General features: G+C 60.2%; 11 protein-coding genes. 5 read left to right on the top strand and 6 right to left on the bottom strand.

Annotated features, from left to right (window positions below; all coding sequences use genetic code 11):
- Positions 1–7 precede the first annotated feature (7 nt).
- Positions 8–370, bottom strand: a complete 363-nt coding sequence (locus tag ACR0LD_RS16490) for a fluoride efflux transporter FluC (protein ID WP_170341325.1) — start codon at positions 368–370, stop codon at positions 8–10.
- Positions 367–738, bottom strand: coding sequence for a fluoride efflux transporter FluC (locus ACR0LD_RS16485; protein ID WP_254430357.1), 372 nt, complete (start codon positions 736–738; stop codon positions 367–369). Before ACR0LD_RS16485 ends, ACR0LD_RS16490 begins: the two co-directional genes overlap by 4 nt.
- Positions 739–962: 224 nt before the next feature.
- Between ACR0LD_RS16485 and ACR0LD_RS16480 the strand changes: the two genes are divergently transcribed.
- From ACR0LD_RS16480 to ACR0LD_RS16465, 4 genes are read left to right on the top strand one after another with little or no spacing between them, the layout of a single operon-like run.
- Positions 963–2,708, top strand: coding sequence for a thiamine pyrophosphate-dependent enzyme (locus tag ACR0LD_RS16480; RefSeq protein WP_480434439.1), 1,746 nt, complete (start codon positions 963–965; stop codon positions 2,706–2,708).
- Between the two features lie 24 nt (positions 2,709–2,732).
- Positions 2,733–4,313: an FMN-binding glutamate synthase family protein gene (locus ACR0LD_RS16475; protein WP_170359345.1), complete on the top strand. Its 1,581-nt coding sequence runs from the start codon at positions 2,733–2,735 to the stop codon at positions 4,311–4,313.
- Positions 4,314–4,367: 54 nt separating this feature from the next.
- Positions 4,368–4,913: an RNA polymerase sigma factor gene (locus tag ACR0LD_RS16470; RefSeq protein ID WP_480638036.1), complete on the top strand. Its 546-nt coding sequence runs from the start codon at positions 4,368–4,370 to the stop codon at positions 4,911–4,913.
- The gene (locus ACR0LD_RS16465; RefSeq protein WP_480638035.1) at positions 4,910–6,841 is read left to right on the top strand and encodes a vWA domain-containing protein; all 1,932 of its coding nucleotides are present in this window, start codon (positions 4,910–4,912) and stop codon (positions 6,839–6,841) included. The genes ACR0LD_RS16470 and ACR0LD_RS16465 overlap by 4 nt, the downstream gene beginning before the upstream one ends.
- Before the next feature lie 17 nt (positions 6,842–6,858).
- Here ACR0LD_RS16465 and ACR0LD_RS16460 read toward each other — a convergent pair whose 3' ends face one another.
- The 4 genes from ACR0LD_RS16460 to ACR0LD_RS16445 are packed head-to-tail and all read right to left on the bottom strand — an operon-like array spanning position 6,859 to position 10,775.
- Positions 6,859–7,515: an ABC-type transport auxiliary lipoprotein family protein gene (locus ACR0LD_RS16460; protein ID WP_170365932.1), complete on the bottom strand. Its 657-nt coding sequence runs from the start codon at positions 7,513–7,515 to the stop codon at positions 6,859–6,861.
- Positions 7,512–8,828 (bottom strand): MlaD family protein, encoded by a 1,317-nt coding sequence (locus tag ACR0LD_RS16455; RefSeq protein WP_480638033.1) that lies wholly within the window; start codon positions 8,826–8,828, stop codon positions 7,512–7,514. Before ACR0LD_RS16455 ends, ACR0LD_RS16460 begins: the two co-directional genes overlap by 4 nt.
- 5 nt (positions 8,829–8,833) lie before the next feature.
- The gene (locus tag ACR0LD_RS16450) at positions 8,834–9,649 is read right to left on the bottom strand and encodes an ABC transporter ATP-binding protein (RefSeq protein WP_170341340.1); all 816 of its coding nucleotides are present in this window, start codon (positions 9,647–9,649) and stop codon (positions 8,834–8,836) included.
- Position 9,650: 1 nt separating this feature from the next.
- Entirely contained in the window at positions 9,651–10,775 is a 1,125-nt protein-coding gene (locus ACR0LD_RS16445) for an ABC transporter permease (protein ID WP_170444979.1), read from the bottom strand.
- Between the two features lie 197 nt (positions 10,776–10,972).
- Here ACR0LD_RS16445 and ACR0LD_RS16440 point away from each other — a divergent pair, with 197 nt between their 5' ends.
- Positions 10,973–12,508: a sulfatase-like hydrolase/transferase gene (locus ACR0LD_RS16440; protein WP_480638030.1), complete on the top strand. Its 1,536-nt coding sequence runs from the start codon at positions 10,973–10,975 to the stop codon at positions 12,506–12,508.
- The last annotated feature ends 204 nt before the right edge of the window (positions 12,509–12,712 follow it).

Raw genomic sequence — 12,712 nt, 5'->3', positions numbered from 1 at the left:
CGACCGGCTAGCCCATCACCCACAGTCCCAGCCACAAGGCCAGCCAGCACAGTCCGAGGCTGAGCAGGATGTTTCCACCCGCAAGGACAATCGTCCGCTCGCGCTGCAGTTCAAGAGACTGGTAGGCAAAGCTGGAGAATGTCGTGAACCCTCCGCAAAAGCCGAAAACCAGGCGCTTTTCTTCTTCGGCCATCTCCACGGGCCCGCCCAGGTACCCGATCCAAAGCCCCAACAACAGGCTGCCCAATACGTTCACGACCAGCGTCGAGACCGGGAGGTCGTGAGTGATGGCCCGTGCGACCCAGTGACGAAGGACTGCTCCCAGTCCGCCGCCCAGCCCGAACACCGCATGCAGATACAGATCGGTCATTCGGCCGGCCCTCCTGAGCGGCGGCGGCGTCCGATCGCCTCGCCCAGAATGGCCGCGCCCAAACCACAGATGACTTCGGCCGCCAACGGCAAGATGACCGACCAGCCGTCGGTTTCGGCGATCCGTTCCAGTTCGGCGGCAAAGGACGAAAACGTCGACAATCCGCCGCAGAAACCAACGGCCCCGAGGTGCAGAACATGGGCATGCACCCGGCCCCGTATGGCGTAGAGCCATCCCAGAATGAAACAGGCCACGACATTGATGCCGAAGGTCGATGTCAGCAACGGCATCCCCGGGATTTCCAGCGCAAACAGTTCGCGTAGGATCGACCCAGCCGCCCCGCCGACAAAGACGGCGGCGTACATCATGGGCTTTCCCGAAACTGCCGCCTGAGTTTTGGCCAAGGACGCTTCTCCGCCTGTGGGGTTTGGATTTGGATAGCGGCTGTACCGCCCGGGTTCAACCGCCGCAACCAAGCCACCGCAAATCCGCCCGATGCTAGGGGTGGCCGTACAAAGGCTTGCAATCAAAGGGCAACCTGCCCACGATCTATCGGGACAGGCCCGATGGGGTCGGAACCAGAGGGCAGGTCATGACGTCGAATTCCGTATGCAAGGTATTGCTGGATATTCTCGCGGATGCCGGAGGGTGCCAGATCTTCGGCGTGACGGGCGATGCGCTCAACCCCCTGCTTGAAGCCATGCGCGGGGATAGCCGGTTCGAATGGATCGGGGTCAGGCACGAGGAAAACGCAGCCTATGCAGCCTATGCCCAGGCGCATCTGACCGGCGGGATCGGGATTTGTGCCGGAACCGTCGGTCCCGGCGCGCTTCACCTGATCAATGGACTGTACAACGCCCGGCGTGAGGGTGCAGGGGTCGTGGCGATCACAGGTCAGGTCGCTCATCGGGAGCGCGGGACCGGATACCACCAGGAAGTCAATCTTGAGAAAGTGTTCGAGGATGTCTGCGGCTACCAGGCCGTGATCAATTCGCCGGACCAGATGCCGCGACTGGCTCAGATCGCCGTGCAACGCGCCTTGATCAACCGCGAGGTCGTGCGGATCGAACTGCCCATCGACATATCCGAACAGCAGGTGCCCAGCTTGCACCAACTGCACCCGATCCTGAAAACGCCATCAACGCTGATCCCGCCCGAATCCGAAATCGACCGTGCGGCTGAGATCATCAACGCGGGCAGGAAAGTCGCTCTTTTCGCCGGCGTGGGATGCAGAGAAGCCAAAGACAAGGTTCTGGCTCTGTCCCAACGGCTGAACGCGCCGATCACGCATTCCCTCAAGGGCAAGGACATTTTTGACTATGATGATCCCAACGTGGTCGGGATGACCGGGTTGATCGGCAATCCCGGCGGGTATCATGCAGTGCGCGACTGCGATGTGCTGGTGATGTTGGGGACGGACTTCCCATACGAGTGGTTCCTGCCGGAAAACGCGAAAATCATCCAGATCGATCGCAACGTCGAACATCTGGGACGCCGCGCGCCCATCGCATCGGGATTGCTGGGAGATGTGGGCGCGACGCTGGATTTGCTCTTGCCAAAGCTGGCCGCAAAGGACGACAGGGCGTTTGCTGATCGTCAAGTCAAGCTGTGTACGAAATGGCTGGCGCAGCAAGACCGCGACTCCAGTCTCGAGCGCGACACCGAGCCACTCCACCCGCAGCTATTCGCGCGGCAGGTCTCCGACAAGGCTGCCGATGACGCGATATTTGCAATGGATATCGGCGAATGCACGGTCTGGGTGGCGCGTCAGACGCGGATGAAAGGCGGACGGCGCATGGTGGGGTCGTTCAACCATTCGTCACTGGGGTCCGGGTTGCCGTCGGCGTTGGGAGCCGCCGCGCTGGATCCGCAGCGCGAGGTTTGGGCGTTCTGCGGGGATGGCGGATTCGGCATGTCCATGCAGGATTTCGTGACTGCCGTGCGCTACGAGTGGCCCATTAAGGTGCTGGTCTTCAACAACCAGACGCTCGGCTTCGTGAAGATGGAGATGGAGGTGGCGGGTTATCCGCTGAACCCCGCTGCTACCGATCTGGTGAACCCGGACTTTGCGGAATATGCGAGGGTTTGCGGTGGGGACGGGGTCCGTGTGGAACATGCGGCTGACATCCCCGAGGCCGTCGCGCGCGCCAAAGCCAGCCGAAAGCCATTCATCATCGACGCCATGGTCACGCCCGGCGAGTTGGTCATGCCTCCGCATATCGATACCAAGATGGCCTGGGGATTCGGCATGTCGAAACTGAAAGAAGGCATCCTGCTGGCCAAGGGTGAACATGCGCAGTGGGACAACTGGGTCAAGGAACTCAAGGCCAACCTGTGACCGATTGGCCCAAGGGAGAGCAAGATGATCGTACGTCGAATATATTATGTCGTGACCTATGTGGTTCTGCCTTTGACCGTGGTCTGGGGTTTGTACTGGCCTCCGGCATTCTGGCTGCTGATTTTGCTGGTCCCTTACGCGTTGGTCGGGCTGTACGACATGCTGACCACCAAACACAACGTACTGAACAACTATCCGGTTCTGGGCCATTTCCGGTATATGCTGGAGTTCGTCAGCCCGGAAATCCGCCAGTATTTCGTGGAAACCAACGAAAGCGGGCGGCCCTTCAATAGGATCATTCGCGCGCTGGTGTATTCACGAGCAAAGGGACAGGTCGACACTCAGGCCTTCGGCACCCAGTACGATATCACCGAAGTCGGATATCACCGGGCCAATCACTCGCTTGCGCCCAAGGACGTTCCGGAAAGCGAAGAGCGTGTGATGCTGGGCGGTCCTCAGTGTGAAAAGCCCTATCTCGCATCGCGGCTGAACGTTTCAGCGATGAGCTTCGGGGCACTCAGCGCCAACGCGATCCGCGCCTTGAACGGCGGGGCCAAGGATGGTGGTTTCGCACACAACACGGGCGAGGGCGGGCTGTCGCCGCACCATCTTGCCGAAGGCGGCGATATCATCTGGCAGATTGGCACCGGATACTTCGGTTGTCGGACGGCAGAGGGCGGCTTTGACAAGGACAAGTTCGCCCAGAATGCCCAGAAGGATGTCGTGAAGGCGATTGAGATCAAGCTGTCCCAAGGCGCGAAACCGTCCCATGGCGGTGTTCTGCCGGCGGCCAAGGTCGATGAAGAGATCGCTCTTATTCGTGGCGTACCCGTGCATCAGGATGTGATTTCGCCACCCATTCACTCGGCCTTTGACGGGCCAACGGGCCTGATGCATTTCGTCCAACACCTGCGCGAAATGTCCGGGGGCAAACCCGTCGGTTTCAAGCTGTGCATCGGCAACCGGTCCGAGTTCATGGGGATCTGCAAGGCCATGCTGGAAACGGGCATTCTGCCCGATTTCATCACCGTAGACGGGGCCGAAGGCGGGACCGGCGCGGCGCCTGTGGAATTTACCAACCGTCTGGGCGTACCGTTGAACGAAGGGCTGATCTTCGTGAACAACTGTCTGCGCGGAGTAGGTCTGCGGGACAAGATCCGGGTGGTCTGTTCAGGCAAAGTGGCAACTGGTTATGACATGATCGAGAAATTCGCGCTGGGGGCTGACATGTGCAATGCGGCGCGGGCGATGATGTTCGCCGTGGGCTGCATTCAGGCCCTGCATTGCAATACGAACCGCTGCCCGTCAGGCGTCGCAACACAGGATCCCATTCGCGGGCGCGCGGTCAACGTGCCGCAGAAACGCAAGCGGGTTCACCGCTTTCATGACGCCACTCTGGAAAGCTTTCGCGAAATACTGGGTGCAATGGGGAAAGAGCGCGTATCTGACCTCGGCCCATCCGATATCTACCGCCGAATTGCCAATGAGCGCGAGTGCTCATACGCGGAACTTTACACCTTTATCGAGCCAGGTGCCTTGTTGAAAGACACAGTGCCGCAGGAATTTGCAGCGGATTGGCAGAAGGCGTTGGCGAGCCATTTCTGATTTTTTCTCGAATGGTCCAAGGATCCGCTCCTGTCCTGCGTCTGAATAGTCAGAATGAGCAAACTGACCTCGGATGAAGAACTGGCCCATGCGGCCGCCAACGGGGACGCGGAAGCGTTCGCGACGCTGCTTGGACGGCACTATGACCGCGTGTTCCGGCTGGCCTTTCGGCTGACCGGCAGCGCCGAGGTTGCCGAAGACCTGACGCAGGACATATGTGCCGCCTTGACCGCCAAAATTGTCGGCTTTCGAGCGAGTTCAAAGTTCACGACCTGGCTGTATCGGGTCGTCTGCAACGCGGCACACGATGCGCGGCGTCGAACGGCCAGCCGAAACCGTGCAGCAATCGGCTGGGGCGATGTGGAAAAGATGCGGCGCGCCGAAGCCGTCGAGACGGCCGAGGCCCTGTCATGGCTGCAACGGGCCATGCAGAGCTTGCCCGAAGATCTGCGCCAGACACTGGCGCTGACGCTGGATGATGAAATGACCCATGCACAGGCCGCCGACGTGCTGGGCGTGTCCGAGGGCACGGTCTCATGGCGCCTGTCCGAAGCCCGAAAGCGCCTGCGCGCGATCAAACAAGAGGAGCTTGCCCAATGAGTGATGAGCTCGATGATCTGAAAACACTGATGGATGCCGCAACGCCTGCACCGGATGAAAAGCGGCGGGCCGTCAATTTGGAACTGGCCAGAAAAAACTTTGCTGATCTCCAAGGATCCCGGCCCGGTACGCGTCCCAATGTCAAGCGAGGCCCGTTGGCCCGCGTGACAGAAGGAACCAAAGCCATGTTGAATGCAATTTCGACCCGCGGCGCGCTGGCCGCTACAACAGCCATCGCTGCCGTTGCGCTGATCATGATCGTGCCGCAGACACGGGACGGTGTGCTGTCCCCCAGGTTCGGTACCGAGACCCGGGTGATCGGCCAGCCGCAGGCGGTTCGGCCAACCGGTCGATCAGACGCTGAAACGGCCGAGATGGATCTCGAGGAACCCGTTGTCGAAGCGCCGATGGTTGTGGAAGAAGCCCGGGAACCTCTGGCAAAACGCAGCCTTCTTTCGCAAGGCCGCCTCGCCGGCAGCACAGTGGCCCCTTCGGTTTCGAGCGACGCTTTTCGTCCGCCAGCGCGACCCGAGCAGTCGTCCGAAGAATTTGCAAACGTCGAAACCAACTCACTCAAGGTCACCGCGGAAGAACCGGTTTCGACGTTTTCGATTGATGTCGATACCGCATCTTACGCCATCGTCAGGTCCTCGCTTCTGGCTGGTCACTTGCCCCCGCGTGACGCGGTGCGGATTGAAGAAATGGTAAACTATTTTCCCTATTCCTATCCGGCGCCGGACGGCGCGGTGCCGTTTCAGCCAAGCATCACGGTCATGCCCAGCCCCTGGAATACCGGTACTCGACTGGTCCATATTGGCATTCAGGGAACGCTTCCGGTGATCGAGGAGCGTCCGGCGCTCAATCTTGTCTTTCTCATCGACACCTCGGGCTCGATGCAGGACGCCAACAAGTTGCCCTTGTTGAAACAGTCCCTGCGCCTGATGTTGCCCGAGTTGCGACCCGAGGATCAGGTGTCGATCGTGACCTATGCCGGCAGTGCGGGCCAGGTTCTGGAGCCGACATCTGCAGCCGATCAGGCCAAGATCCTGCGGGCGCTCGAACACTTGGACGCGGGCGGATCCACAGCGGGACAAGCCGGGCTTCAGCAAGCCTATCAGGTTGCTGCAGACATGGCCGCCGAAGGCGAGGTGACGCGAGTCATTCTGGCCACGGACGGGGATTTCAACGTTGGCCTGTCCGATCCCGAAGCTCTCAAGGAGTTTGTCTCTGACAAGCGCGACAGCGGAACATATCTGAGCGTTCTGGGTTTCGGGCGCGGTAACCTTGATGACGCGACGATGCAGGCCCTGGCCCAGAACGGAAACGGACAGGCGGCTTACATCGACACGCTGGGTGAGGCCCGCAAGGTGCTGGTTGACCAACTGACCGGTGCGCTGTTTCCGATTGCCAACGACGTCAAGATTCAGGTCGAATTCAACCCTGCCCAAATCGCCGAATACCGCCTGATCGGATACGAAACCCGCGCTTTGCGCCGCGAGGACTTTTTGAATGACACTGTTGATGCGGGCGACATAGGTGCTGGCCACAGCGTGACCGCGATTTACGAAGTCACGCCGGTCGGCTCCAACGCAATTCGCAATGCACCGCTACGGTATGGAAACACCGCCCCCGCTTCGGGCAGTGATGAAATCGGCTATTTCAAGCTGCGGTACAAAACACCCGGCGACACGCGCAGCCAGTTGATCGAGCAACCGATCATGGACGGGCAGGGCCACCAGACGGACGACGTGAGGTTTTCCGTCGCGATTGCAGGTTTCGGCCAGTTGTTGCGCGGCGGCACTTACCTGTCCGACTGGAGCTATGATGATGCAATCGCGATGGGCAACACAGCCCGTGGGGCCGATCCTTTCGGGTACCGGACCGAAGCCGTGACCCTGATGCGTCTGGCGCAATCCCTGTCAAAATAAAGGGTGGGCAATCCGTGTCAGTTCAACGACGGGCGCGGATTGTTGGCAGCGTGCGAATGAATCTTCCGCACGCTCCACTCAACTGCGTCTCGCATGGTTTTGCCCAAGGCGGTGTCAAAAGCGGTAACAAGATCCGGCGTCTCGTCGCTGGTCGAGACAACGGCTTCCTGGAACGAGCTTGAAGCGATGATCTTGTCTTCGAACTCGTCGATGATCTTGATGTTCATTCGCACTTCGATTTTTACGGTTTTCGAGTTTTCGGTTTCTCCGACGACAATCCCTTGAAACTCGCGCAGGTCCGGAACGATGACGTAGTCGGCGCGCAGGCCGACCGTCGAACGACCCACGGCGGCGACGCGACCGCTGTTTTCAAAGCTTTCGACCATCAACGCCTGAACGATCAAAGGTGCTCGGTCCACCCACCGGGCACGCGGCAGATACTGGACCTGCAGGGGCGTCGGCTGCACGGCAATCTGGTCGGTGTTCACCGCAGCGGTCGCAGTGGGTTCCTGGATGACGATCTGTTTCTGCACCCGGGGCAAAGACTGCGAGAACGTGCTCTTGGGGGTCAGCAGATACAGGTCGTTCGGTTTCGAGGCCTGTTTCAACGTGCCCAGACCGGCACATCCGCCCAGCGTCGTGATTGCAAGGGTCAGAAGAAGGGGCCTGATCATTGACGGAACTCCGATGCTTGGGTGCCCAGAAGGAAACGCGCGGGGTCGCGCTCGACCTTGTCGACAAGACGGTCCAGGCTGATGACAAGGCGTTGGGATTCTTCCACGAAACGAACGAATTGAGGCAGTCCGACCCGCAGGAAGTCCGAAACCTGCCGGCGGTTTTGTTGAACGATGCCGTCGATCGTTCCCAACAGGTCCGATGCCGATTGCGACGCGCTCAGAACGTCCGCCGAAATCTGGTCGATCTTGTCGGTCACGTTCGTTACCGTTTCGGCCACTTTGGTGGCGGCGTTTCGGATGTCGCCAACAACCTGTGCAACGTCTTCGTCCATTACGCGATTGGCCGAGTCGAACGCGCGTTCTGCGGATGCCAGAGTTCCTTTCGCCGAATCCATGGCCGCGGTCACCGAGTCGAGCGTTTGGTTGGCGTTGGCAAATGTATTGTTGACGGTTGCCATGGTTACCGCGGCTTCATCCGACAACCCGATCAGGCGGTCCGCGAGTTGCGACCCGCGCTCGATGAAGGGGCGGACGTCGTCTTCGATGACCTTGTTTGCCGTGGCCAGCGTCTGGTTCGCGCTGTCCAGTGCGGTTTTCGCCGATTCCGAGGCCGTTTTGATGCTGTTCAGCGTATCAGTTCCGGTGGTCAGCGTGGTCTCTGCGGTATCGGCCAACTGATCCAGGCGTTTGGTGAAGGCCCCGATGTCCTTTGCCGCGCCGCCCAGATCGCTGGACAGGGATTCAAAATCGTTCAGGGTCTTGTCCAGCCGGCCCGAGGCCGAAGCCAGGTTGTCGAGAATGTCCGACACGGCCTTGCGATTGTTGTCATCCACCACTGCATTCAGGTTTTCCAGCAAGGTCACCGCCTCGTCCAGGACCTTGGGTGCGCCTTCGAACAGAGATTGGATGGCGCTGCGCTTGCTTTTGATGACACTGTTCTGCGGCAGCCGTTCGGCATCGGGCGACCCGCCCGACAGCTCGACATAGCTGACGCCGGTCACTCCCAGCGACTGCAACTGCGCGATCGTGTCCGTGGTCACCGGAATGCCTGCATCCACCTCAAGCCGGACCCTTACTTTGGACGGGTCATCGTCATCCAGGTCCAGCGAAATCACCTGTCCCACGGGCAGACCGTTGTAGCTGACGCCACCGGCGGCTGACAGACCCGACACGTTGTCGAACAGCACGTCATAGTAAGCGTATTGGCGCGTGACTTCGAACTTGGCCAGCCACAGGAAGAACCCGAACGCGCTCAGGATGCCCGCCAGTGTAAACGCGCCGATCAGGATATAGTTCGCCCGGGTTTCCATCGCCTCTACCTGTCCTGCCCCTTCTGTTGCGCCGCGCGGGCCCGGGGGCCTGTGAAGTACTCCTGCACCCAAGGGTGGTCGACCTTGGTCATGTCTTCAATCGGACCTTCCACCAGCACGCGCTTTTCTGCAAGAACCGCAACGCGGTCGCAGATCGCGTACAGGCTGTCCAGGTCATGTGTTACCATGAAAACGGTCAATCCCAAGGCCTGTTGCAATTCTCCGATCAATTCGTCGTAGGCCGCGGCGCCGATGGGATCCAGCCCGGCGGTGGGTTCGTCCAGAAACACGATCTCGGGGTCCAATGCCAGCGCCCGGGCCAGCGCGGCCCGCTTGCGCATTCCGCCTGACAGCTCTGACGGGAACTTGCCGCAACTCAGCTGTGGCAGCCCCACAAGGCTGATCTTGAGGCTGCCGAGCGCCCGCATCAAGCTCTCGCTCAGGCCGGTGTGTTCGCGCAACGGGGCCATGACGTTCTGAAGCACGGTCAGCGAGGAAAACAGTGCCCCGTCCTGAAAGGCCACGCCCCAGCGTTTCTCGATGCGGCGTCGGTCGGCCTCGGGACCGTTCAGCACGTCGACACCCAATACTTCGATACTGCCTGCCGCGGGTTTGTTCAGCCCGACGATGGTGCGCAGAAGGACGGACTTGCCGGTCCCGGACCCCCCGACAATGCCCAGCACTTCGCCACGCCAGACATCCAGGTTCAGGTCGTCATGCACCACCTGCGGACCGAACTGGTTGCGCAGATTGCGCACACGGATCACCGCTTCGCGCTGCGCGTCCAGCTTGGCGGTCGATGTCTGAGCGGATCCATCCATGTCAGACACCGATCTCGGAGAAGAAAATGGAAAACAGCGCGTCAATGGCAATGACCATGAAAATCGACTGAACAACTGACGCGGTGGTGCGTTGGCCGACGCTTTGGGCGGAACCCTTGACCTGCATTGCCTGCCAACAGGCGATTACCCCGATGACCATGGCAAAGAACGGCGCCTTGATCAGCCCAACCGCCAGGTGCCAGACGCTGGTGTTTTCCTTCAGGCGCGTAATGAACATTCCGGGGCTGACGCCCAGATCGATCCAGCTCATTAGGGCGCCGCCAAAAAGGCCGGCGATATCGGCCACGAAGCCCAGTATCGGCAGCATGATCAGCAGTGCAAGAACCCGTGGAATGACGAGCACCTCGATCGGGTCCAGACCCAATGTGCGCATGGCGTCGATTTCTTCTTGCACTTTCATCGAGCCGATCGAGGCCGTGAAGGCCGAGCCGGATCGACCAGCCACGATGATGGCGGTCAGCAGGATACCCAGCTCGCGCAGTACCGAGATCGAGATCAGCTCGACCACGAAAATTTCCGCGCCGAACTGTTTCAACTGGGTGGCCCCCTGAAAAGCCAGAACCACGCCGATCAGAAATCCCATCAACGCCACGATGGGCAGGGCCTTGAACCCGGTTTCCTCCATCTGTGACACGACCGCGGCGCGGCGCAGGCGCCACGGCATGATCATCGTGCGGCCCAGCCGGTGCAGGGTCAGGCCCAGAAAGCCGAGGATCGACATGGTGTCGCGCCCGGCGCCTACCGTTGATTGGCCTAGGCTCTCAAGCCAAGGCATGAAGCCTTTTGGTGGGGCTTCGGCGGGAGTGTCCTTGGGAATGTTCTCCGAGACGGTTTCCAGCAGCGCGGAATGTGCCGGTTTCAACCCGTCGAATGCCACGGTCGCCCCCATGGCAGCGCAGCGGTTTTTCAGGTCCGCGATCAGCCACGCGCCGCCGGTGTCCAGCGCATCGATGTCGGACATGTCGACCGTCACACGCGCCGCATCCGGACGGGTGGCGCGAAAGGCGTCTTCGACGGCGCTCAACGACTGTGTCAGCATTTCGCCAGACACAATCACGCGCGCTGTGCCGCCTTCCTGTTCGACTGCAATCGAGGGTTTCGTCATGCCGGTATCAGACGGGAAACCGTTCCGGGCCGCAATGGCTTTGTTCAACCGGGCGGCGATTTGGGTGCGGGGGTTACCGGTTTGCTCGGCCCCGGTCGCCCTAGAGGCGAGAATTGGCGCAAAACCGGTTGCCTGCCCGAGGGAACCCCGACACAGTCCGCACCGTCGAACACCAGTTTTCCAATGGGAATCACGGCATGAGCCAAGCAGGAAACGTTCTTTTCATCATCATCGACCAATTGCGGGCCGATTGTCTGCGCGGTGCTCTGGCTGATCATGTCAACCTGCCCAATCTGCGCGCCTTCATGGACGAGGCCGTTTCGTTCGACCGGCATTTTTCCGTAACCAATCCCTGCGGACCGTCCCGCGCCTCTATCCTGACCGGGCAATACGCGATGAACCATCGTTCGGTCCGCAATGGCACGCCGCTGCGCCATGACACTCCGAACATCGCGACCGAGATGCGAAAAGCCGGCTATCTGCCGATGCTGTTCGGCTATACGGACACCTCGGCCGATCCACGGGTTCATCATCCGAATGATCCGTCGGTGAAGACCTACGAAAATCCGATGCACGGGTTTCACGAAGTACTCGAAATGCGCCTTGAGGAGTCCTATCCTTGGCGTTCCTACTTGATGCGCCGGGGATACGAGTTTGAAGACTACTGGGATCTCTACAAGCCGGTTTCGCCGGATGGGTCGGCCCCAAAATTGAACGACCCGGCCCTCTACACGGCCGAGGACAGCGACACCGCATTTCTGACCAACGGTTTTCTGGACGGAATTGCCGCCTATCGGAACTCGGGATGGTTCGCGCATTTGACGTATATCCGTCCGCATCCGCCACTGGTGGCCCCCGCGCCCTACAACCGGATGTACGATCCGAACGCGTTGCCTTTGCCAACCCGTCTGCCCGGCCCCGAGGACGAAAAGGCCATACACCCGTTCTTTGGACCCGCTCTGGACTCGAATACTCCAAACGACTGCGTGCAAGGTTTTGCCGAGGTGGAGCCGACGGATGAGAACACGCAGACCCTGCGGGCCGTCTATCTTGGATTGGCAACTGAGGTTGACCATCATATCGGCCGGGTCATCCGCTTTCTCAAGGACAGTGGCCAGTACGATGACACACTGTTGGTGATCACCGCGGATCATGGCGAGATGCTGGGCGATCATTTTTCCTGGGGCAAAATGTCGGTATATGACGCGGCTTACCACACGCCGCTGATCATTTGCATGCCTGGCAACGCTCAGATGGCCGGCCAGCGTGTCGAAGTGCCGACCGAGTCAATTGATGTCGCACCCACGATCCTGGACTGGGTTGGGAAAGAGATCCCGAACTCGATGGATGGTCGATCCTTGTTGCCGCTGCTGCGTGGTGCCGTGCCACAGGACTGGCGCCGGTATTCCTTCAGTGAGCTGGACTTTGCCGATCCGCTGACGCCCACTCAGTTTCAGAGGGAACTAGGGACGGGTAACAGCGACTCGTGTCTGGGCATCCTGCGTGACGAACGCTTTACCCTGGTCGAGTTTGCAGCCGACCTGCCGCCGTTGTTGTTCGACCACCATGGTCGGGGCGAGGCCGCGAATGTCGCCGCAAACCCTGAGTACGCAGCTGATTTGGCGCGGCTTGGTCGTGAAATGCTGCGCCACCGTATGCGGAACATGGATCATTCCCTGTCCCTGCATTCCGTGACATCGCAGGGGCCGAAGTCAGTGCGCAGGTTCGATTGATCCAGGCGGCTGCCGACGATTTAACTAACCTGTGCCGCCGCTGGCGGACACAGTTCCGCGCGGCTCGGACGCCAAACAAATTCAGATAATTCAATGGACAAACGGTTTCCGTGGGGTATCGTGACCTTGGAAATTCCCGCGCTGATCGCACTCGTCCGGGCCTCCGGACAACTGACGTTCAGGGTGGACTGAGCGACGCAACAA

This window comes from Ruegeria sp. BF8 (assembly GCF_056538625.1).
This window is presented reverse-complemented; position numbering and strand designations above follow the sequence as displayed.